The sequence below is a fragment of the Vibrio sp. Vb2131 genome (assembly GCF_033338535.1).
Taxonomy (GTDB): Bacteria; Pseudomonadota; Gammaproteobacteria; order Enterobacterales; family Vibrionaceae; genus Vibrio; species Vibrio alginolyticus.
In genome coordinates this window covers 71,065-93,701 of record NZ_JAWOSW010000011.1, presented here as the reverse complement: position 1 = coordinate 93,701, position 22,637 = coordinate 71,065, and the positions used below count along the sequence as shown (strand labels likewise).

The 22,637-nt window shown below is 44.6% G+C and carries 22 protein-coding genes; 3 read left to right on the top strand and 19 right to left on the bottom strand.

Annotated elements, in window-relative coordinates; translation table 11 throughout:
* Positions 1 to 59: 59 nt before the first annotated feature.
* The 4 genes from otnI to ltnD are packed head-to-tail and all read right to left on the bottom strand — an operon-like array spanning position 60 to position 3,685.
* On the bottom strand, positions 60 to 836 hold the full coding sequence (gene otnI, locus R7E38_RS13325) for a 2-oxo-tetronate isomerase (RefSeq protein WP_047101720.1): 777 nt from the start codon (positions 834 to 836) through the stop codon (positions 60 to 62).
* Positions 836 to 1,483, bottom strand: a complete 648-nt coding sequence (locus R7E38_RS13320; protein WP_005385078.1) for an aldolase — start codon at positions 1,481 to 1,483, stop codon at positions 836 to 838. The genes otnI and R7E38_RS13320 overlap by 1 nt, the downstream gene beginning before the upstream one ends.
* An 11-nt stretch (positions 1,484 to 1,494) precedes the next feature.
* Complete coding sequence (otnK, locus tag R7E38_RS13315) at positions 1,495 to 2,751, bottom strand: 3-oxo-tetronate kinase (protein ID WP_085569494.1); 1,257 nt, start codon at positions 2,749 to 2,751, stop codon at positions 1,495 to 1,497.
* A 25-nt stretch (positions 2,752 to 2,776) separates the two neighbouring features.
* Entirely contained in the window at positions 2,777 to 3,685 is a 909-nt protein-coding gene (gene ltnD / locus R7E38_RS13310) for an L-threonate dehydrogenase (protein ID WP_005375356.1), read from the bottom strand.
* A gap of 274 nt (positions 3,686 to 3,959) precedes the next feature.
* Here ltnD and R7E38_RS13305 point away from each other — a divergent pair, with 274 nt between their 5' ends.
* Positions 3,960 to 4,718: a DeoR/GlpR family DNA-binding transcription regulator gene (locus R7E38_RS13305; protein WP_005375354.1), complete on the top strand. Its 759-nt coding sequence runs from the start codon at positions 3,960 to 3,962 to the stop codon at positions 4,716 to 4,718.
* A 178-nt stretch (positions 4,719 to 4,896) separates the two neighbouring features.
* Here R7E38_RS13305 and R7E38_RS13300 read toward each other — a convergent pair whose 3' ends face one another.
* The 5 genes from R7E38_RS13300 to R7E38_RS13280 form a co-directional block, all read right to left on the bottom strand.
* Complete coding sequence (locus R7E38_RS13300; RefSeq protein ID WP_411913077.1) at positions 4,897 to 6,651, bottom strand: ABC transporter permease subunit; 1,755 nt, start codon at positions 6,649 to 6,651, stop codon at positions 4,897 to 4,899.
* 4 nt (positions 6,652 to 6,655) lie between these two features.
* Entirely contained in the window at positions 6,656 to 8,170 is a 1,515-nt protein-coding gene (locus R7E38_RS13295; RefSeq protein ID WP_226083994.1) for an ABC transporter substrate-binding protein, read from the bottom strand.
* Positions 8,160 to 9,008: an ABC transporter ATP-binding protein gene (locus tag R7E38_RS13290; RefSeq protein ID WP_226083995.1), complete on the bottom strand. Its 849-nt coding sequence runs from the start codon at positions 9,006 to 9,008 to the stop codon at positions 8,160 to 8,162. The genes R7E38_RS13295 and R7E38_RS13290 overlap by 11 nt, the downstream gene beginning before the upstream one ends.
* A 20-nt stretch (positions 9,009 to 9,028) precedes the next feature.
* Entirely contained in the window at positions 9,029 to 9,790 is a 762-nt protein-coding gene (locus R7E38_RS13285; protein WP_080772401.1) for an ATP-binding cassette domain-containing protein, read from the bottom strand.
* A gap of 172 nt (positions 9,791 to 9,962) precedes the next feature.
* Complete coding sequence (locus R7E38_RS13280; protein ID WP_226083996.1) at positions 9,963 to 11,267, bottom strand: MATE family efflux transporter; 1,305 nt, start codon at positions 11,265 to 11,267, stop codon at positions 9,963 to 9,965.
* A gap of 1,033 nt (positions 11,268 to 12,300) precedes the next feature.
* On the opposite strand from R7E38_RS13280, the gene R7E38_RS13275 reads away from it, so the two are divergent.
* Positions 12,301 to 12,954, top strand: coding sequence for an HNH endonuclease (locus R7E38_RS13275; RefSeq protein ID WP_203505992.1), 654 nt, complete (start codon positions 12,301 to 12,303; stop codon positions 12,952 to 12,954).
* A gap of 173 nt (positions 12,955 to 13,127) precedes the next feature.
* On the opposite strand, the gene R7E38_RS13270 is transcribed toward R7E38_RS13275, so the two are convergent.
* From R7E38_RS13270 to ppiC, 7 genes are all read right to left on the bottom strand, one after another.
* Positions 13,128 to 13,634 (bottom strand): RNase H family protein, encoded by a 507-nt coding sequence (locus R7E38_RS13270; protein ID WP_213895286.1) that lies wholly within the window; start codon positions 13,632 to 13,634, stop codon positions 13,128 to 13,130.
* A 168-nt stretch (positions 13,635 to 13,802) separates the two neighbouring features.
* Positions 13,803 to 14,246, bottom strand: a complete 444-nt coding sequence (locus tag R7E38_RS13265; protein ID WP_213895285.1) for a hypothetical protein — start codon at positions 14,244 to 14,246, stop codon at positions 13,803 to 13,805.
* Between the two features lie 847 nt (positions 14,247 to 15,093).
* Entirely contained in the window at positions 15,094 to 15,294 is a 201-nt protein-coding gene (locus R7E38_RS13260; RefSeq protein WP_213895284.1) for a hypothetical protein, read from the bottom strand.
* 147 nt (positions 15,295 to 15,441) lie between these two features.
* Positions 15,442 to 16,086: a recombinase family protein gene (locus R7E38_RS13255; protein WP_213895283.1), complete on the bottom strand. Its 645-nt coding sequence runs from the start codon at positions 16,084 to 16,086 to the stop codon at positions 15,442 to 15,444.
* Between the two features lie 344 nt (positions 16,087 to 16,430).
* A complete protein-coding gene (locus R7E38_RS13250) occupies positions 16,431 to 17,273 on the bottom strand; it encodes a hypothetical protein (protein ID WP_203506003.1) in 843 nt (280 codons plus the stop codon).
* Between the two features lie 276 nt (positions 17,274 to 17,549).
* Positions 17,550 to 19,277: a recombinase family protein gene (locus R7E38_RS13245; protein ID WP_226084000.1), complete on the bottom strand. Its 1,728-nt coding sequence runs from the start codon at positions 19,275 to 19,277 to the stop codon at positions 17,550 to 17,552.
* Positions 19,278 to 19,339: 62 nt separating this feature from the next.
* Complete coding sequence (gene ppiC, locus R7E38_RS13240; RefSeq protein ID WP_005479216.1) at positions 19,340 to 19,621, bottom strand: peptidylprolyl isomerase PpiC; 282 nt, start codon at positions 19,619 to 19,621, stop codon at positions 19,340 to 19,342.
* A 277-nt stretch (positions 19,622 to 19,898) separates the two neighbouring features.
* Here ppiC and R7E38_RS13235 point away from each other — a divergent pair, with 277 nt between their 5' ends.
* Positions 19,899 to 20,813 carry a chemotaxis protein gene (locus R7E38_RS13235; protein WP_226084001.1) on the top strand — a complete coding sequence of 305 codons (915 nt, stop codon included), beginning with the start codon at positions 19,899 to 19,901 and terminating at the stop codon, positions 20,811 to 20,813.
* Between the two features lie 80 nt (positions 20,814 to 20,893).
* On the opposite strand, the gene R7E38_RS13230 is transcribed toward R7E38_RS13235, so the two are convergent.
* From R7E38_RS13230 to hutX, 3 genes are all read right to left on the bottom strand, one after another.
* Entirely contained in the window at positions 20,894 to 21,430 is a 537-nt protein-coding gene (locus R7E38_RS13230; protein ID WP_226084002.1) for an ATP:cob(I)alamin adenosyltransferase, read from the bottom strand.
* 97 nt (positions 21,431 to 21,527) lie between these two features.
* Positions 21,528 to 22,058, bottom strand: coding sequence for a heme utilization protein HutZ (hutZ, locus tag R7E38_RS13225; protein WP_213873868.1), 531 nt, complete (start codon positions 22,056 to 22,058; stop codon positions 21,528 to 21,530).
* Positions 22,059 to 22,114: 56 nt separating this feature from the next.
* On the bottom strand, positions 22,115 to 22,618 hold the full coding sequence (gene hutX, locus R7E38_RS13220; protein WP_132936320.1) for a heme utilization cystosolic carrier protein HutX: 504 nt from the start codon (positions 22,616 to 22,618) through the stop codon (positions 22,115 to 22,117).
* Positions 22,619 to 22,637 lie beyond the last annotated feature (19 nt).

Below are 22,637 nucleotides of genomic sequence, written 5' to 3'. Positions count from 1 at the left end.
TCACGACCCTTTGTTTTTGTAATTGGTTTCAAGTTATTTATGGATAGAAATTAAAATTGTTATAGGTATGGTTTAACCCAACTAAGGCCCAGCTGCGTGCTATGCCTTGGGTTGTATTCACAACCGATCCAGCCTTGGTAACCAGAGTCATCCAAAACATTGAATAGGTGTGGGTAATTCAGTTCGCCTTCCGATGGTTCGTGCCTTTCAGGCACAGAAGCAATTTGAATATGGCCTGTGTATGGCGCCACATCGCGAATCAACGTACTCAGATCACCGTCCATAATTTGTGCGTGATAGAGATCGAGCTGCAATTTCACGTTTGGACGAGCCACTTGTTTGATGAGTTCCACCGCTTCACGTTGATGTGCAACAAAGTAGTTCGGTACATCGCGATTGTTGAGTGGCTCAATCATCAGCTCAACACCTTGTTCGGCAAACTTATCCGCTGCATAACGAATGTTTGAGATAAAGGTTTCAATATGCTGATCACGAGTGAAGCGTGAATCAACAATGCCAGACATAGCGTGAACCTTTTTACAGTTCAGTGCCTTGGCGTACATCAGCGCAGTCTCGACGCTCGTTTTAAATTCATCCTCACGCCCCGGAATAGCTGCAAAACCTCGTTCACCTGCATCCCAATCACCTGGAGGCATGTTGAATAACGCTTGCTCAAAACCAAACTGCTGTATCTTGCTTGCTAGTTCTTGCGCTTCGAATGCGTATGGGAAAAGGTATTCCACCGCTTTGAAGCCCGCTTGGTGTGCTTTTTCGAAACGATCTAGAAAAGGAACTTCTGTGAATAACATTGTCAGATTTGCCGCGAATTTAGCCATTACTTACCTCTCCCTTTTAGGTCTTGAATCTCAGTATCCGTTAAGTAGCGGATGTTGCTGTCTTTCAGAATGAACGCTAGCTTCGCTGTCTCTTCTAGCTCTTCTGCGTTATCCACTGCATCTTCAAAGTCCGTACCCGTGATCACTGGACCATGGTTCGCCAGGAGGAAAGCTCGGTAGTCACTAGCCCGTTGCGCAAGTTCTTCAGCAATCTGAGGGTCGCCCGGGCGCAGGTACGGAATCACTGGCAGTTCGCCAATGCGCATTACAAAGTAAGGTGTAAAAGCTTTGATGGCATTCTCGCGATCTAGACCTTCAAGACAAGAAAGCGCCGTCAAGTAAGTAGAATGCAGATGCACAATCGCATTACACTTTGAGTTATTTCGATAAATCGCCAGATGAAAAGCGACTTCTTTTGATGGCTTTTCACCAGAGATATGGTTGCCATCAATATCCACAACCGAAAGCTCTTCAGCAATCAAGCGGCCGAACGAAGAACCAGTTGGCGTTGCCAGAAAGTGTCCATTAGGCAGTTTTAGAGAAAGGTTGCCAGCGCCGCCAGTCGCATAGCCACGTTCAAACATAGAGCGCGCCATAGTGACCATTTGCTCTCGCAGTTGTTGTTCTGTCATCAATTCTTTATTCATCACAACCTCACCTATTCAAAAAACGACTGTGCTTTGGCAAAGAAGTGTTCATCGCCGAAGTTGCCCGATTTCAGAGCCAAAGAAAGCTCGCCTTCAAGTGACTTCACCCAAGGTACACCTGGTGCGATTTGAGGACCGATATGAAAACCTTTTACGGCTAGGCTTTGGGTTACAACCCCTGAGGTTTCCCCACCCGCAACGATGAAATTTTTCACACCGTGCTGCTGAAGTTTGATTGCAAGTTGGCTAAAGAATTGTTCAACCGCGTGGCTTGAAGCATGCGCGCCAAACTCTTGTTGAATCGCTTTTAACGCCGCTGCATCTGCGGTTGCGTAAACCAGTGGTGCGAACTCGCTTTCGATGTTGGTCATGACCCAATCAAACACTTGATTTGAGTAGTCTTCTTCCGTCAGACACGCCTTCACATCAATAGCAAAGTGTGGCGCTTTTTCTTTGTAAACAGCGACCTGTTGGTTGGTCATGACAGAACAAGATCCAGATAACACAACGGTTGGTGCTTTTTTAGGGTTCCCCTCTTGCTTCGCATCACTTTGATCTTCAAGGCTCTCTATCCAGTTCTTAGCAATACCCGCAGCCAAACCAGAACCACCAGTTACCAGTTTTAGAGACTTCGCCGCTTGGCCAAGTGTGACAAGATGCTCTGCATTGAATGCATCAACCACTGCGTAGCGGTTGCCTTGTACTTTTAGCTCTTCAAAGCGCTCAATTACCGCTTTTGGACCTTGTTCAATTATTTGGAAGTTCACCAGGCCAGATTTGCCTTGAGATTGAGCATCCATCATACGAACTAGGCTTGAATCAGTCATTGGTGTCACAGGGTGATTACGCATACCTGAGTTGCTTAGCAAGTCTTGGAATACAAATAGATGGCCGTTGAAAACTGTGCGACCATTCACTGGTAATGATGGGCAGACAATGGTGAACGCTTCACCTAGCTCTGCAAGCAGTGCATCCGTTACAGGACCAATGTTACCTTCTGCTGTGCTGTCAAACGTTGAGCAGTACTTGAAGTAAAACTGCTGACAGCCATTTGCTTGCAGCCACTTAAGCGCCGCTACTGAATCCTCGATTGCCTCATCTACAGGACAAGAGCGAGATTTAAGACTGATCACGACCGCATCTGCGTTTACATCAATCTCTTCTTTTGGAATACCGTTAAGCTGAACTGTGCGCATGCCGTTTTCTACAAGAAAACCTGCGATGTCTGTTGCGCCAGTAAAGTCGTCTGCGATAACGCCTAATAACATCATTTTTTCTCCGTTTTACGTGCGCTTACTTCTGTTTGTTTTCTACACCTGGAAGCTCAATACCATCAAAAATCTTGATAACGGCACTGTCGTCCTCCTGGCCAAAACCAGCATTGCTTGCACTCAAAAACATGTTTAGTGCTGTGCTTGATAGAGGAAGTGGAAATTTGAGATCTTTTGCTGTGTCCGATACGAGGTTTAAATCTTTCACAAAGATGTCGACCATAGATTTAGGGGAGTAATCACCATCAACTACATGCTTCATGCGGTTCTCAAACATCCAAGAGTTACCCGCTGCATTCGTCACCACGTCGTACATCAGGTCAAGAGGAATGTTTGCACGTGCCGCTAATGCCATTGCTTCAGCACCAGCTGCGATATGAACACCTGCTAGCAATTGGTGGATAATCTTCACAGTTGCGCCTAGGCCAATCGCTTCACCGATGTTGTAGACTTTAGCTGCCGTTGCGTTGAGTACTGGTTCAAGTGCATCAAATGTGCTTTGCGCTCCCGACGCCATAATAGTCATCTCACCTAATTCTGCTTTTGCAGCACCACCAGATACCGGTGCATCAAGCATCACAAGATTGTGTTCTGCCAATTTCGCTTCAATTTGTTTTGCGTCTTCTGCTGAGATGGTTGCTGAAACCATTACTGGCGTATTCGGCTTAAGCGCTGTAGCAAGACCGGTTTTGAACAAGACCGTGTTAACTTGAGCTGCGTTCACAACAAGAACTAGAACCGAATCAAGCTTATCTGCAAACTCAACTGCATTTGTAGAAACAGCTTTTGCACCGAATGAACCTAACTCTTCAAGCGCTTGAGAATTTAAATCGAAACCATAGACATCGAGGCCTGCACGCACACATGACTTTGCGGCGCCCATTCCCATAGAGCCTAAACCGATAACACCTACAGATTGAACTTCACTCATAAAAACAATGCCTTCTGGTCTATTAAACTTTGTTAATTCTTGTTTGGTTGATGTGATTATATGTGAAGATTAATACTAAGACCTCGCTTTGAATCACATTTTTTCACACAAATTAACAATATCGTGATATATACCTCTTTATGGGCAGAGATAATCCGAGCAGTTAACACAAGCGAAGGCTGTTCTTACAACGTTGAGAACATAATTCACAGATATTCACAACAAATGAAAAGATTGGTAGGATACTGAAAAACAAGAATATAGAAGTGAAACTATGATCCCAGCAGAACGTCAAAGAACCATATTATCCCTGTTATCACATCAAGAAGTGTTAAGCATTTCAGATTTAACCGACCACCTTGGCGTATCACATATGACCATTCGTCGTGATATCGTGAAGCTTGAATCCTCAGGTAAAGTCGTTTCTGTTTCTGGTGGAGTGCAACTCGCTCAAGCTCTACATTCCGAACTTTCCCATGATGCGAAGGTCGAGCAACAAGCGGATGAAAAAATTCAAATTGGTAAGCTGGCGGCTACGTTAATTGGTCAAGACGCTACGATTTACTTGGATGCGGGAACAACCTCTCTAGAAATCGCCCATCAAATAGCAAATCGTAATGATCTTTTAGTGATCACCAATGACTTCTCTATTGCTGCTTTCCTTATGACGCACAGTGAATGTGAGCTTTACCACACTGGGGGAAAAATTGACCGCGAGAACCAATCCACCATTGGAGGAAAAGTCGCAGAGTTCTTGAATGGGCTAAATATTGATATCGCCTTTATTTCGACTTCATCTTGGAGCTTGAAAGGCTTATCAACACCTAATGAAAATAAAGTTCTCGTTAAAAAAGCAATCATCAAGGCGGCACAAACCAATTATCTGATCTCAGACTCAACTAAATACGGTCAGATAGCGAGCTTTCATGCATTAGACATCGAGCAATTGGACGGAATTATTACCGATCGAAACCTATCCGAAGTGGTCACTCAAGAATTAACGGATAAAGGATTACGTGTGTATAAAGAGTAACACTACCTAAACATCTGAGTTAGCGTAACTTTTATACTCGTTAATTTATAGGTGCTTCCAATATACATAGACCGTGCTGTGTACTTTCTGGCAGAAAACACATCCTTTTGTTTTCTAAATTACCAAATTACTGATTACATCTGGGATATGGAAGCTCACTTCACTTTATCGCTGCTCGTCACTTGTCATCAAAAATCAAATTCACCGCAATTGCCATCAAAACTAAGCCTGAGATTGGTAGCAAGACACCCAATGGTGAGCGCTCTATGTAAGGCAAGTTTTCAGCAATCAATAAGCCCCACTCAGGTTCTGGCGGCTTAACGCCAAGTCCGATAAAACTCAGAGAAGTCAGGCTGAGCGTAATGTAAGGCAAACGCAGAAACGCATGACGAATCAATGGCGGCAGCACATAAGGCAACAAGTAGTAACGGAGTACTCGCCACTGACTGGTTCCCCAAATGGGCGCAAGATGCGTGTAAGGCTGCGCTTTGGCTTCCATCAACAAACTTGCACAGTGCGCCGCTAATGGTGCCCATGACACCATAACAATCGCAATCAAGGCACTGTTTGGGTTCATCCCCGTTAGACCAGCAATCAGCAGACCCGCCACAATGTATGGCACACCTTTGGTGATCTCAATTAAGCCTTGGCTATAACGAGTCACGAAGCCGAGCAACAAACCAATCACCAAACTTAGGAACGTTGCGATGATGCCCATTTTGATTGTCGACATCATACCGCCGCCAACGCGAGCAAGCAGATCTCGCCCGACCGCATCGGCACCAAACGGTGCTGCTAAGCTTGGCGATTCAAGGCGGGTAAATTGGATAGTGTAAGGATCGCGCATTAACGCCCATCCCGCACAACCAATCAGCAAGGCAAAGATTGTCGCACTGACAATACGTTTGGTGGTGCTTTGGGTAAAACGGAACGTGCTGTGACTGCTGATCAGCTTGCCACTTGTGACACTGTGCCCGAGTAACCAACGTTGCAATAAGATGCTCGCACTGCTGATCAACATCGAGAACACCAGCAACACCAACAAGCCACCTTGCAGCATCGGCAGATCTTGTGACTTCGCCGCGCCTAAAATTAGTCGTCCGATACCTGGAATGGAGAACACCTGTTCCACAGCAACCGCACCGCCGGTTAAACCAATCACCGTCATTGCGATTTGAGGAATCAAGTTACTAACGGCACGCCACAAGGCAAAGCGTAAGATTTGAAACTGACTGACGTTCGCCGATAACCAAGTGATCACCCAAGGCTCATCTAGTACACGCTTGAGGCTGTCATTGAGCAAGCGCCCGAACAAGCCAGCAGCAGGCAATGCCATTGCCAAACTGGGTAGCCAGAGGTTTTGCACACCTTGCCAACCATAAGGCGGGAACCAGCCCAACCAGATGGAAAACACCATGATCAGCAACGAAGCAATCACGTATTCAGGCAATGAAACCAACACCGAACTGAGCGTGTCATGATGTTTGTCTAAACGATTCTGTTGCCAACGACGCACAGTGTAAAGCACGCTCGCCATGCACATTACAAATGCCATACCTAACGCTGTAAGCATCAGTAATAGCGACGTTTTTGCGGTTTGTTGAACGCTCTCCATGACAGACGCCCCGCTCACCCAAGAGACACCTAAGTCTCCTTGCATGGCAAGCGTCAACCAATCCCACATTCGCTCAGCAGCGCTGCGGTCAAGTTGAAGATCTTCTCGAATAGCTTGCAGAGCTTCTGCCGTCAGCAATTGTTGAGCACCCGCACGGGCACGGAGGATTGATTGGCTTGGGTCGATACCTGCAATATCCGGCATCAAACCCACCAACACAACCACTACCCCGAGCGACAGGAAGCGCGACAAAAAACGCGTAAACCATTCAGGCATACAAGCGCTCCAACGAGAGCGCATGTTGGCAACAGACGACATCGAGTTAGTTCACCTCAGTAAACTGGTCGATCAGGCGACGCTCACGTGGGTCACGTTGTGCGTTCTTCACGCGGTCACTCTCACCTTGGATTACACGCTCGTGAAGCAGTGGAATCACAGCGTATTGTTCAAGGATTTTGCTTTCTGCTTCGATGATCGCTTGTTGGCGTTTCTCACCCAACGGCTGACGATCAGCGTGTTTCAATGCTGCGTCCACTTCTTCAGAGCAGAACTGACCTAGGTTGTAAGAACCTTTACAGCTAAAGTCACTTTGCATGTACGCCACTGGGTCACCAGAATCCAGCACCGTTGCACGTGACAACAAGAACGCATCGAACTTACCTGCTAGAGCATCGTTTTCGATTTGTGCATATTCACGAACGTCTAGTTCAACCACAAAGCCAGCCGCTTCAAGTTGTTGCTTTAGCAGCACCGCTACTTCTGGCAACTCAGCACGGTCGGTAAATGTACCGATGGTGATCTTCTCACCGTTCGCGTGGCGCATTTCCATGGTTTCCATACGAGGGTTCGCATCACGAATTGGTTGAGCCCATGCCAATGCAGGACCTAACAGACCTTTTGCTGAATCGGCGTGGTTCTCGTAAACCGTTTTAATGATTTGCTCACGGTTAACCGCTTGAGCCGCTGCTTTACGCAAACCGAACTGGCTAAACACATCTGATTTATTGTTTAGGTAAAGCGTGTTGGTACGTGGCATTGCAACTTCATGCAGTTGTGAAGATTCCATCATCGCGATTTGCGAAACAGGAACGGCTTCAACTACATCCGCCTCACCGGTACGCAGCGCTGCAGCACGAGCAAAGCCATTTGGTACGTATTCAGCGAAGACGCTGTCTACTTTCGCTTTTTCACCCCAGTAACCGTCAAAACGCTTCAGTTTTGCGCTGGTTGTCCCGTTGATTTCTGTCAGAACGAATGGACCGGTACCCGCATTGATTGGCACAACACGACCGTTTTCTTGATATGCAGCACCAGAAAGGATCGCTAACTGTGGGCTAGAAAGACGGCTTGGCAACAGTGGATCGTTAAAGGTCGTTTTGATTTCAACAGTGAAGTCGTCCAATGCGCGAACTTGCCATTCGATACCGTCCAAGATGCGTGGTTTAGGTGCGGCATCTAATGCTTTTTGCAGAGAGTTCACGACCGCGTTGGCATCAAGCTCAGAACCATCGTGGAATTTCACGCCTTTACGTACCGTAAATTGCCACGTCATCGGGTCAACTTGTTCCCACTCTGTTGCCAGCATAGGCTCTGCTACCGACTGATCGTTTAGGTTCACCAGCGTTTCTGCCGTGCTCCAACGTGACAGTTTGAACGCGTCATCTGAAAGTGGTGACAAACCTGTGCGTGGTGGTTGCATCATGGCAACGCGAATTTCCGTTGCTTGCGGTGCAGCTGCTTTTTCCGCTTCTGGCTTGCTTTCGCCAGAGTCAAAACAACCCGTCAGCAGTGCGCTTAAAGCCAGCGACAAAGCTAACTTGGGAGTACTAAGGTGCATAAGAAACCTCTCCAATGGTTTTTGTGAATTCATTACTTTTGTGTTGAGCGCTCATCAAGGCTCTCGTGATCAAGTGTGATGGGTTATTTGTCACGTTTTGTGCCGTGCCGTGCTCGACAACGCGTCCTTTGTCTAACACTAGGATTTCATCGCATAGGGTTTGTGCCGCATCGAGGTCGTGTGTCACCAAAATCAGGCGCATCTGACGACTCTTTTGAATGCGTGCCAACAAGTCGAGAATCTGTTTACGACTGACGGGATCTAGGCTGCTGGTTGGCTCATCGGCAACCAACACACAAGGTTCGACAATCAAAGCTCTGGCAATAGCCACACGTTGCGCTTGCCCAACTGATAATTGCTGCGGGTTGCGATCCAGCAATGTGAGATCCAAACCGACATCCGCCAAAACCTTTTCCACCTTCTCGTTAAGCTCTTGCGTCAAACCAATGTTGCTTAACGGCTCCAGTAAGATCTGGCGAACGGTGTAATACGGATTCAAGCTCGATTGCGGCTCTTGCGGAATCAGTTGAATGTGCTGACACAACTCTTGTCGCTGCTTAGCCGAGCTACGCGATAACGGATAACCACACACATACACTTCACCAGATGTGGGCTTACGAAGACCGAACAGAAGCTCAATCAAGGTCGATTTACCCGCACCAGAAGGACCAACAATCGCAATGTTCTTTGTGTCGATAGCAAGATCCAATTGTTCGAGCGCTTTAAACGGTTTGCCCCCTAACCAACTTGGTTTGGAGTAATAGTGAACACTGGCTTGCTCAAAGCGAACTTCCGCCGATTTAGGCTGCGTGTGCCCGCTCAAGTTGTGCTTAGTCAAAATAGGCTCCAGAGATGAGGTTAAGGCAGCAGTTGCGCAAGTTGTTGGCAGAAAGGATGCGAACTTTGCTGAATGGCTTGCCATGGTGCGCCATAAGCCACCATGGTGTTGTCCGCAATCACCAAGACTTTGTCACACGCCAAAGCCGCAGACAGATCGTGCGTGATCAACAAACCACTGATACTGCGTTGCTGAACACTGCTGCGGAACAACTCAAGGATCTCCGCTTCGGTGATGGGATCGAGCGCACTGGTAGGTTCATCAGCGATGATCAAATTGGCACTACCAAGCAACGCAATCGCAATACAAATACGCTGGCGCTGACCACCAGATAACTGGCTTGGATGCTGCGCTAAGGCTGCTTTTGGATCTGCAAATCCGAGTTGAGACAACAAGGTCGTCACCGTTTCTCGGTTTGCTGAAGACAAGCGTGTTTTGTTGCCCGTCAATGCCAAACACAGTTGTTGCTCGACAGACGCCAATGGATTCAGCGCTTTAAGTGCATCTTGGAAAATGACCGCGGGACGCTGGGATTGACTCCGTTGCAGCATGGCAGTTTGTGCGACTTCACTGCTGTTAAGCTGGATACTTCCGTCTACCCAAATATCTGACGGCAAAAAACCTGCGACGGCTTTCGACAACATGGATTTACCAATGCCGGAAGGTCCCATAATGGCAAGAACTTCACCTTGAAACAGCTCAAAAGAAATGTCTTTGAAGAGTGTGCGTTCTGAGTCTGTAAGGCTGAGATTATTAACGGAGAGTATTGGTTGAGAAATCACGGCATCAAACTAAATGTAACAATATAACATAACGATAGTATCACGCAGGTCTGAGCAAGAAAACAACTCAGAGGGGTTATTTCATCACCTTTTTCACGCTTTTATCAGCAAGGGCAGATGGCTCCGCCCTTGCGATAAAAAATCGAAATAAAACCGATTGTAAAAGCGTGAATTACTGACACTTTTGTTTGACTTGATCGAGGTATGGGAATAAGAAGACAAAGCGCCCAACGTAGAACAAAGTGAATGCCAGCCACAAACCGTGATTGCCCCAATATTGCACCGCAATAAATTGCGTCACTAAGAACAACACCATGGTTAGGAAGGTAGAGTTACGTACTGGTCGCGTCGTCCCTGTGCCAGTAAAGATGCCGTAAAACGTCAGACCAAAACCAGCAACCAACGGGAATGCCAATAACCAAGGGCTCATGTCCAAATACAGCACAACAAGGTTTGGCAAAGTGGTAAACAACGACACTACTTGGTGTTTGAACAGCACCAACAGCAAGGTCAATACAACAACAAACGCCGCGGTCCATTGCGTGTTTAGCTTAATCACGTTATCAAGCAATGTCGGATTCTTCTGCCCAACTGCTTTACCTGCAAAGACGCTCGACGCATTCGCTACACCATCGAACATGTAGCTGACGATGAAGGTCACTTGCATCAAGATTGCGTTCGCCGCAAGCACATCAGAGCCAAGCTGAGAGCCCACACGCGCCATCATGTTGAAGAACACCAATAGACACACAGTACGAAGCAGCAGATCCATATTGGAAGATGCGATAACTTTGAGATCTTTACGCGTCATTTTTGCGGTCTGAATGTAATCAAACAGCGGGAAGCGACAAGTTTTCAGCACCAGCACCGCACCAATAACAAACGTCGAGATTTGCGCGATAAGTGTCGCCACCGCAACACCAGCAATGCCCATATCGAAGTACAACACAAAGACGATATCCAACACGATGTTCAGCACGTTACCGAATACTTGCGTGAACAAGGTTTCTTTGGCTTTCGCCTGCCCCATCAACCAACCAATCACGGTGTAGTTCAGCAGTACAAACGGCGCACCAAAAATCATGATATCGAAGTAAATCTTAGCGTTTTCTGCCACGACGGCATCAGGGGAGATAATCAGCTCTGCCCCCATCCAAATCACGGACTGCAACGCAATGAAAATCAAGCCAAGGCAGAGCGAAAGCACGAAAGGACGGAATAAGCTACTCGCTTGATCTTCTGGGCTATTTTTACCTAATGCGATTGCACTTTGCCCAGTAGTACTGACGCGGAAAAAGCCAAACAGCCAATACAAGGTATTCATGATGACGGTGCCGATCGCCACACCACCAATCATCTCAGCCACACCGAGTTTTCCGATCACCGCGGTGTCCACCGCCCCCAATAATGGTTGGGTAACCGTAGAAACAATGAAAGGAAATGCGATTTTAAAATAGTCTTTATGAGTCAGGGACATCTTAAATTATGAACAGGATTAATTTTTATAAGGTCGCTATCATATGCGAATGGCGCCCGAACATGAACCAAAGTTCGCCAGCAAGGAATAGCATTGATAATTGATACAACCGGCAAACGTATCCTCATATCAAAGCTTGAAATAGAATAACGACTTATGAGAAAAGCCAAGTTAACTGCATATAAATGAGTTTCTAGTTTGGAAAGATTGGCGTTTGGTGGAGCATGGCAGATCAGAATGTATCTGCCATGTCATAACGGTAGTGATTGGTGAAAAGAGACCGTACAGATGATATTTAATGCTTGTGGGTTTCATCTGACAATGTTTAGGTCGATACCAAGCCTTATGTTCTGTAAAGCACCTTAATACTTGAGTCAATTACCCAAAGTTGTTCATCGTTGAATACACTCGTTACAAGAAAACAAAGCGAGTTATGTTCTTAAGTATAATTGTTCAACAAACACGGGGTTGAGCTAAAAATGATAGACTACGGGTACTAGTTCTCTAGTCTAAATGACATTGTATGACAATCATCACTTATAACTAATTGTTAATAAATCATATAAATGAGAACCTATTAATCGTTTTAGAAAGTGAGGGTATGCAGTGAGTCAAGTTCTAACAGCAATCTCTAGTGGCTTAATTGGTGTATTGGTCGGTGGTCTTCTTTCGCATAGGTTCAATCTATGGCGCGATACAAGAAAAGAGTACAACAATGTTGTTATTCCAGTTAAGCACAATATATCAAAGGCTCTACATAAACCCCATAATGTCTACTTAGACATAAATGCTATACATGGACTTCAATGTATTATTTCTAACAGGCAATATGAAAAGGTCAGTACCCAAGTCGAGGTCTACAAATCTATAATTAACGCCAAATGGGATTACAGGGATGAAAAGGAGTTTAACGTTGAGCAAAATACTAGTGACATCATTAACACTCTTAAATCGATTGATTCATTGTTGAAAGTGAAATAGATATCCCCTCAGAGGCTAAGCCTCTTTACATTGAGAGATTACAAGTATAAAGATGGAAAAAATAACAGACAAACTCCACATACCTTTCTGTGATGAGTTCATCAAGTATCTGACTCATAGCAATCGTATCAAACTAACAAATGAAGACGCTCAGATGTATGTAAAGAGACTTCAGGACGTTAATAACTGCTTCAGACAAAATGTCGTTGTTGATATTTATGAACTCGATGTAGGCGTTATTTTCGACTTTAAGCTCTACCTTTACTCTAAACTGTCAGACAACGAAGCTAACGATTGCTTTAAGGCTCTGAAGAAATACGCAAAGTTTATAGAACAAGTAGTGTTAACTAGGGAGCTTTACCCTGAACAGTTGGAATCTTACTTTGAAGGAGCAACTATGCAGGTTAAAGTAAATCGCTTTGAGCGAAACCCCAAAGCTAGAGCAGCTTGTATCGCCCATCATGGTCTTTCTTGTAAGGTTTGTGACATTAATTTTAAGAATACTTATGGCTCAATCGGTGAAGATTTTATCCATGTACATCATATTACCCCTATGAGTGAGATAGGTAAGAAATATAAGGTAGATCCAGTGAAAGACTTAGTACCGGTATGTCCAAATTGTCACGCTATGCTTCATCGGCGAACCCCTCCATACAGCGTATATGAATTAAGAAATAAACTAAGAAACATCATGGAAAATATCTAAGTACCTATATGAATATTCTTGCTTTCCAACTCACACAGTATTGGTACAGTTGTTTATATCAACGTCAAAAACTTATTGAAACTTTGTGAGAAAAACCTGTAACCTCAAAAGGGTTAAGGATATAGAAAAATAGAAAGCGCTGCATGTCGCTGTGCGCCTTCTACATACCTATTTTATAAAAGCATTTGACTGTTGCTCACAGCCTTACGGGCTAAGCGGTCTGAATGTTCATTGCCTTTGATACCTGAATGTCCAGCTATGTGCTCGACAGTAACATATGGGCGAATAGCTTTAAGCTCATCTATCAGCATCCATAAGTCCTGATTAGCGACAGGCTTCTTGCTTGAGTTGCGCCAAGCGTTACGCCTCCAGCTATCAAGCCATTCATTGAAGCCCCGCACACAGTACTGACTGTCACTAAAGACATTATCCCCCTCACCTGCTACAAGTAAGGCAATGATGAGAGCCAGAAGCTCAGCCCTTTGGCTGGTGACACCGCCAGTCCTGCGAACCGAGGATGAGTACTCATAGGCGCATTGACCAAGAGCGTCGTAAACCGCGATACCAACACCCCCTTGAAGACACCCGTGCTGATTGTCTGGTGCTGAACCATCGCAATAGATACTTAGTGGGTGCTGAGCGTTGTGTAATAGATGTGTCGTTTGAAGTTGTGTATTCATATTGAGTCCTTAATCGTAAAGCCACACCGAAAGCCCCACATAGCCAACTACACCAACGAAAGACTCGTAGTGACTAGCTGACAGCATGGCTTTGCGGTTAAGCGTTGGGTTTGAAGTGAAGTAGACCTTGTGGTGGCCTTTTGTGAATTGTGGAGTGATGAGAGCCAATCAGGCAGCTTGAGATAGATTGACCACCTCATTCTTAGAGTTAACAAAGATGCTTAATGTTGAAAGCACTTCCATATACTTCTGAGCCTGCCTTTCCTTGACACCAAGTAGCTCTTGAATTGACTTTGACGTGTACACTCGTGAATGTTGCTGTAGCAAGGCCATCAACTTGTACTTATCCACGTAAGCCTTCTTGCCGCTACTTCCTTTTGTACTCTTCCTCTCTAAGTAGCAGTTGAGTACACCAGAGACGACATCATCAAGCCAAGCTGGTGGTTTGTCCGTATTCATTTGGGGCAATTGTATCGATACTCTTTTGGCTGGTCGTCCTGTCGCGCTTCTAGATGTCGTTGTAGTGTCATCACTTGCAAAGTCGGGTAGTTCATATCCTTCAACGTCAAGCCATGTTTCATCGTCAAATGTCATTAAGTTTATGTATTTCATGGTTTATTTAGTTTCCGCACCTATATAAAGAGAAAACATAAAGAGAGAACCATAGCTAGCTCAAAGAAGAACCTTAAAGACAAGCTAAACGCTACTAGGAACTCTCCAGTGGGGGATTTGAAATGATTGATTACCGTTGTCATGACACTCCCACTAAAAGCGGGCTGAAAGGAATGATATGAGGTGATAGATAGAAGACGCAGAGCTTAAAGTATCTATGAGAGCTACTTCAAGTTAAGCTTAGAGTTAGCTTTAAGTAAGTGATTGTTATTGTTAATAACTACAATCACGTCTTTAAGACAGACTTTAAGTATCCACGCCCTACACCAGCACGTCTTACAAGCTTAAAGCTTCCCTTAAAGAGAACTCTTAAGCTTTGCGTCTGGTGCATGTATTGCTCTTTGTCTCTCTGCTTGCCCAAGGCATTAAGACTCACTCTCTATGAAGCCGAGAGGTTACGAGGTGATGGCCTTGAAGCCCACTCAGTGCGTGACTCTGATGTGTGACTTCTTGCTGTGGTTTGGCGGCTACAGTCCGCATTGGGTTTGTTCTTATAGGCAGTCGTAATTACAGATTATTAACACAAAAAAGGGGAAATAATTTAATTTCAGTCACTTAGCGTCTTTACATCTAAATAACACTTACATCCCTTTTAGTGTGACATTCCCTAGTTAAACCAGCTTCTAACCTCACCGTATCGGGCTGCGCCCTATAGGCAGTCGTAATTCGATTGGCATTGCGTTGAGACTCAAAGAGAGCGTAAAGGCAGGGGATGAGAGCGTTGATACCTCGATGGTTTGACCTAACTAAAACAGACAAGGGCAGGCGTTGCACCCGCCCAAGTGACCTAGATAAGCTCGGCGTTAAGCTCTGCCATGTAAGGCGCTAAGACATTCTCAATGCCATTTGTAGCGTCCTCAAAGACACCAAGCTCTACTAACGCTTTAACGTTCCCCCACACCTCTTGGTGCAGCTGCGAGTCTTGCGTTGTAAGCAGCGTTTGAGTATCAAGATGATTAGAGGCTTTAATAGTTAAGACGTCGTTCATATCAATGCTCCTTTGTGCTTAAGGTGAGCTAAAGATACCGAAACTCAACTTGGTTGTGTTATGTGTAGTCACTAGTGAATGCAATAACTTGAATATGGTCACGCAAGAGCTTGCTAAGTGAGCACTTATTGTTCAATCAGCCGACACTTAGAACACGGTGCCAGCTTCAATCGCCTTCTTCTTCACTCTCTGTACGGTACTTGCATTACAGCCAAGCTCCTGAGCGACACCACGGATAGACTTTCCCTCAAGTAACAACTCAATGATACGCTGATGCTGCTTGGTATTAGCTTTGCGTCCTTGGAACTTCTCAGCCCACTTCGCAGGGTTAGCTTTAAGCGCTTGTCTTCCAGCCTCAGCCGACGCTAAGCGATTCTTACGCTCTGCCGCAGCCATAGCCGTGAGCATGGTAATCTGGATGTCAGTGACCATGTTCTGCATGTCATCATCTTTGTTTGAGTATGAGAACGTCAGACCTTGGTTGATAGTCTTAATACACACGCCCCTGTCGAGAAGCTCACGTATAGTCGATTCAGCGTCTCGATAGTCACGCCCTAAACGGTCAACCCACCATACGACTAGAGTATCTCCTTTACGTAGCTTACCAAGAAGAACCGATAGCCCTGCCCTCTCTTTAGCTGGCACAGTACCCGACACTTTCTCTGTCGTAATCTCCGCATCAGGGTAAAACTTTGAGATGTCACTCAATTGGCTGTCCACATTCTGCTCCTTAGTCGACACACGGACATAAGCAAAGACCATTGAGTTGCTGTCATTGGATTGAGTTGTCATTGTCATACCTCGAACGAGTGCTTTAGGTTGATGTATGCTTAACTTATTGTATGTATATCGACAAGTCAACACCTAAAGCACACAAAAATAACAACGTTAGAGTGTATGCATTTGGGCATGACCTATAACACACAAACAAGGAGTCATCCGAAATAGGCGTATGATAGCCTGCGGAAGTCCTGTATAGAAAAACACTTATGTGCTGCACTGCCTACAGAAGAAAGTTGGAAAATTCTCAGATTAAGTTTTAACTTATTATGCTTAAAAATTGCTAAGCGAAAGGTTTAGATAAAGTAAAAGAGTAAAGAGAAGCTACTAGTACATCTCTTCACTCAAAACTATCTCTATCTAGGCGCTGGTAAAGCCAAATTTGAGACAAACTCTAAAGCCACGGTGTCTCTGTCACCAAAATATTTAGCTGCTTTTTCGTTGAGCCATACCTCATGAAAATGTCGCCTAAAATCTTCCAGATATTCAGTTGGGTAAAGTCTCGCCTGAACGACCCGCCCGTCTGGATACTCATGTTCATAGTCTGGAAATTCTTTAGGTTCAACACCTCTGTTCTTTCTCAACCAGTCGCAAAACAATCTACCTTCAGATATGTCCGGTACTAAGCTTTCTGGGAGAGTGTAGCCAGCCTCCTCAAGCGGAGCTATGAGATTAAGCGTAATCTCATTTAACATTGAAAAGTGTGTGTAGGGGATTTTAGCGCGATTTTTGGTGTACCTTTCCAAATGCCTTGGTAACGCCCCAGTTCCCTTGTATCCAGTTCTCTTGTAAATAAACTCTTTTAGCGATTGAGACGCCAAATTACGAAAGTTGTCTCTAGCAACATCTGCTTCTGAACGGCTTTCAAAAGCATAGTATTCAAGGACTGCCATACATATATCATGAGGCACAGCATGGTGCGTCTTCCCTCTAACCTTAATCGGTATATGTAAGTCCTTTGATGGATTGCCACCATTACGCTCTATGATTTGGCTAATAATCCTGCCTCTTGGGTGCAACCTCTGATTCTGCCAATCATTAACAAGTGTGATGATGTTACTTCTCGCAGTCCCACAAATATACGCCAACCCACTGGCAGTGAGGTATGGAGTTCCGTCACTCATGACTCCCATTTCAAAGCCATTCGCCTCTGTTTGGTGCTTTAGTGGTACTGACGGAAGTGCTAATTGTCCATTCATAGACTCATTCCCTATATTCGACAGAGTGAATAATATAGCACTTTATCATTATTCCTGTACAAATTTTGAACTAACCTCTTACCTGAGACTTAATACTTTTATAAAAAGCAAAAACAGCAAGTAGAAACTGGATGAGAGCCTCGACTAAGTTACGAGACAGCGTATGGGGAAACTGAATTAGTATAACTGGTAGATAAGAGGGGGGTATGGGGGGGAATGAGCGCATACTAAAGATATTAATACGCGCTCAAAATTTACACATAAAATTGTTTGGGTTTAAAAGCTGCTTACCCAGCCGTCGTCATTCAACAAGTCTATAGACTGTCCACTTATAGCAATAACGTTTTGAGGATTTGTTTGGCTCTTAAATTGTTGGATTGGCATACACTCAATGACCGTGAAATCATCACCGTCCCAAGCGATAGCCATCTTGTAGTCATTTAGAACTTCAACTTTTATCTCGTGACCATCTCTGCGCTTGATAAGCATCAGACCTTGATACTCTTTGTCTGAAAATTCTTTAAATACACTAAACCGTGGATTTGGTGCAGCACCTAATGTAATGGTATCAAGCATACGACGAAGCAACCCGTTGGCTTTGTGCCGTGCATCGTCATCATTAGCAATCTCTTCAAGTACACTTTGCAGTTTATCAACTTTGTCAAACGCTATGTCTTTTTCATAGGATAGAGCTTCAGCTCGTTCATCTGCTAACTTAAGTGCATCTTTAAGAGAGTTAACTTGTGTTTCAATACTATCAAAGCGCTCCCTCATAAGGTCACTATCTTTTTCCAATAGCATTTCCAGCAATTTAGTAGCTTGGCGTTGCTTCTCCATCAACTCTTCACGGAGCAACGCGCACTTTGTCTCCGCTTCTTTCACAGCCGACTCATGACCTTCTTCATTGAAGGAGCTCAAAAAACGACGCAAGGCAATAAGTAAAATTCGTTCTGTTTTTTCGTAGTGCCAGTTCTTAGCCTGACAACCCGTCGTCTTCAGCTGAGAGCATCTTAAGAAACGATACGTTCTGCCTTTCACTGTTGAAGAGTTTATGGCTAAACCACTGCCACATTCACACTTAAGAAGACCTCGAAAAAGGTTTGCCATACCGCGCTCGACGACTCTTCCCTTAGCAGTTGTCTTACTCGACTTAATCTGTTGGCAAGTCGCCCATAGCCCTCTATCAATAATTGCAGGGTAATAGTCCTCGACAGGGTCACCATCAGCGACATCCCTTCCATCAATGCGTTTTAGTAGTTGAATTTCACCAATAACACCTCGGTGTTTGAGAAGTGAGCGGATATGTCTATACGACCATGTAGATGATTTCCCCCAGTAAGGGATGCCAAGCTCATTGAGTTTTAGCGCTATGGGCTTTGTACTAAAACCTTGGCTGTACCATGTAAATATCTTACGAACTATCTCTGCCCTTTCGTTATTGACTAAGAAACAAGACTTGTCGTCACTTACAGTAAGCCACTCGGGGCATTTACGCGTTACGATTATCCCCTTACGTATAAGCTCTTTGTTCTTCTTCTTTGCAGCACGCACACGCAGAGATTTTATCTCACTTTCTTCATGTGCTCGCTGAGCGGTCATAAGCCACATCATTAGGTCGAGCATTACGCTGTCAGAGTTTGTAGTGTAGAGCTTACTGTCAGACAATGTGAATATACTCACGCCGACTTCCAATAGCTCCAGCATTAAACGTAATGACTTATCGACTTGTTGACGAGACAGCCTATCTACAGACTCAACTATTAACACTGAGTTGGGTCTGATAGCCCCTTTCTTCGCAAGGTCGATAAACTGAGAAAGTGCACCTGTGGTAGCGTTAGCACCTTTCCAAGCACTAACACCGAGGTCATTGAAGGTTTGGTCTGAAAGCTGCCATCCGTGTTGGCAACATACTTTTTCGATTGCTTCGCGTTGGCGAGTGAATCCGTGTCCTTTAATTTGCTTTTCCGTCGATAAACGTGTGTAACTGTACGCTATCTTGGTCATTTCTTATACCCTAATTATTAGTAACCCCTTGTTGCTATTAGCGTTGGGGATTTTACCAAAGTTTAGGGAATACGATAAAGCACCTTTACAACATGCCAACCGAACTTGGTTTTAACTAGATGCGGCGTTAACACTTCGCCAGAAAAGCACACTTTGTCGAATTGAGGTACCATTTGACCACGGCGGAATTCACCAAGGTCACCACCGCGTTTGCCTGACGGGCAAGTTGAATACTTCTTCGCTAATGTCTGAAACTTTGCGCCTTTTTTCAGTTGCTTGATTATGTCTTCCGCTTGCTCTTTGTGCTTCACAAGAATATGTAATGCGGCTGCTGTATTTGCCATTGATCTATCTCTCACTCTTCTGGTCGCGCAAGTGTACCCAATCCTTTTTAACAGACCAAACATTTCTTAATAATAGCTCAGCGGTAAAGGCCCAAATACACGAGGAATATAAAATCGTCTACATAATGAGTTTAAAATACAAACAAGTTTTGCTCAGTTAATCACTATTCTCTAAAAGATTGTCTAAAAAGCTCACATTTGTCTCTCCGATGGTTGAAGCCTTCGTCTGATAAGATTAGATTAGACACAATTCGGTGGTATTTATAAGGTTATTTTCATGGCAAAAGTCGTTAGCAAAGCGAATCAGTCTCAGGGCATGTTGATGTTTAAGCTCACCCTGCAACAGAGTTTCGCTATCGGTACGCTAAAAGTCCGTGAAATCGTCCCATACATGCCAACGACGAAGATCCCTTACTCGCATCATCACGTCATTGGAACCGTTACGATACGTAACTTAACAGTACCAGTGATCGATATGTCAGCGGCTGTTGGCTTTCGTCCTATAAGTGAAGAAGAATATAAAAGCTGCTACTTGATCGTGACAGATTGCTTGCGAACCGTGGTTGCTTTTATGGTTCGTAGTATAGAGAAGATCATTGAGTGCGATTGGAAAGCTATTGAAACGCCACCTCCGAGCGCTGGAAAAAATATTTTCGTGACTGGAATTACTCGCTACGAGGACAAAACTGTTCAAATGCTGGATGTGGAACTGCTACTTTCCAAAATTTATCCGCAGTACGAGAATTCAAAGATACCAATGCTGACAGATATTGAGCGAGAACGCCTAAAAGCACTCAGTATTCTATTGGTGGATGACTCTTCCATCGCTCGTAAACAGCTGTGTGACGCACTCGATAGCATCAATATTGGGTATCAAATCTGTAAAAATGGTTTAGATGCATTGGAACTGATGAAAAGTGACGCTGCGGCTCATCGCCCAATTGATATTCTGGTCAGCGATATTGAAATGCCCGGATTAGACGGTTATGAGTTAGCATTTGAAGTTCAGAATAATTCCTCTCTGAACCATTCATACCGCATTTTACACACATCGTTATCGAGCGAAATCTGTGTAGACAGAGCTCACCAAGTTGGCGCGCATGAGGCACTTGAGAAATTCAATGCAGGAGAACTAATCGAAGCGATACTTCGCGGAGCAAAAGAGCTAGAAGCCAAAGCTATGACTTCTTAACTCTTATTGGACGAGTTGATTTGAGAATATAATGCAGTGCTTGTCCTATCCCTGATGCTCACATCCGCTAATTTCTCAGCTCACTTCTTTGGCATCGCGTAACTACGAGAAACGAATTCCGTCTCTTTGACTTGATAAGTATGATTAATATAAGAAGCTAGGCTGTAAAGTACATTCGCTAATAAGTTCGCGTAACGAAACAAAATAGGTGCGGGCTGCTTCTTACCTGTATGTTCAACGGCAACTAATGCTCGTACCGTTTTTTTAGCTTGGCAACGGCACAAATGCAATTGACTGGCTGCCGGGTGCCCTCCGGGTAGAACAAAGCCTTTGAAGCCGCCATCAATACGTTGCTTGAGCAAAGCATAATCGGCCTTTAACTCTTCAACTTCCGTCTCTGTAATCGCTAATTTTCCGCGAACCGAACCATTTAGATGATAAACATTAGGCTGCATTCTTGTCAGTATATCGCGGCTAAACTTGTCCAATTCCATAGCGAGAACAAGGCCAATACGACTACAAAGTTCATCTGCTGTAATTTCAAAGTCACAAACCGGACTGTCCTCGTAAATAAACGGATAGCAAATCTCGCTCAATTCCTTGCTTACAGGTTTCATGCTTTTGTTCCAATATAAAAAAGGGAGTCAGTATAACCTAACTCCCTTTAAACGTTCATTATGCCAAATGATCGACATTCATATGATCGGTTTACAATCAGGCACTTTCGACTTTCTTATGACCTTCTTGAAGGTGAACAAAATCGACTAAATCATCACCAGACACTTGATACGCCTGACCAAAACCTTTAACAAATAGCCCCGATTCTGGCTTTAAGTTGAACAACACGAAATCCTCTAGCTGGCTTAGACCATCAATAATCTCACCAAAACGCTCTTTCATTTGTCCAACAACTTGTTGCCACATCTCTGTGTCTCGCTCAACTACATTTGCTACCGCATCAAAAGTTAAGCGCTTACGAGCAAACAGCTGCTTTGAAGACTCTTCATCTTCGATCATCATCAATGAAACATTTGGATTTTCTAAAAGGTTACGGGCATGACGAGCGATTTTAGAAATGAGAACGAAATAACCTTCCTGGTTTTGGACATAAGGCGCGTAGCTTACATTCGGGCGACCTTCTGCATCGACAGTTGCAAGCTGAAGTGTACGACGATCCTGACGGAACTCTTTGATCTCTGGCCCTAAACGACCTTGCAAACGCTCTTGTTTAACTTGTTGATCCATATTGATACCTGACTTTACTAATTAGTATTCGAGTTAAGCCTCGATTATGTTTGTGATTACTTTTTTAATTCGGCTTGTAGGGCGCGAAATGCGGTGACTTGCTCTTCAATCAACTCGCGCTTTTCGTTACGGCCTAAATAAACCTTGAAAATATTGCTTCCGCACTCTGAGAAAAAACCAAAATAGTGACTCTCTCTACCCATAAACGGTTTACTGACTAATGCGACATTTTTAACGTTATCTAATTTAAGGTGGCCGTGCAGTTCACCTTCTCTACCCATTAAATTGTAATAGCCACGCGCCACTTTTCCTTTTGGAAACGGCGCTTTAACTTCAAAGATAGAACCAAAAGAGTGGACGATGGTCGTCACCGGGCCAAAACCAACCAAACTTTCTAAGATGCTTTGCGCTTGCTCTCCTGGTGCAATAGCCACCATTTCCTGAGGTAGAGCCGCAACAACCTCAAACTCGGAAATGCCAAGACGCTCTGCCATCGCAGCTGGCAATAATCGTGGTTCTTGCTCTAGTAATACTTCAACTTGTTGCTTGATTGATTCCATTGTGTCTTCCGTTTTTGTT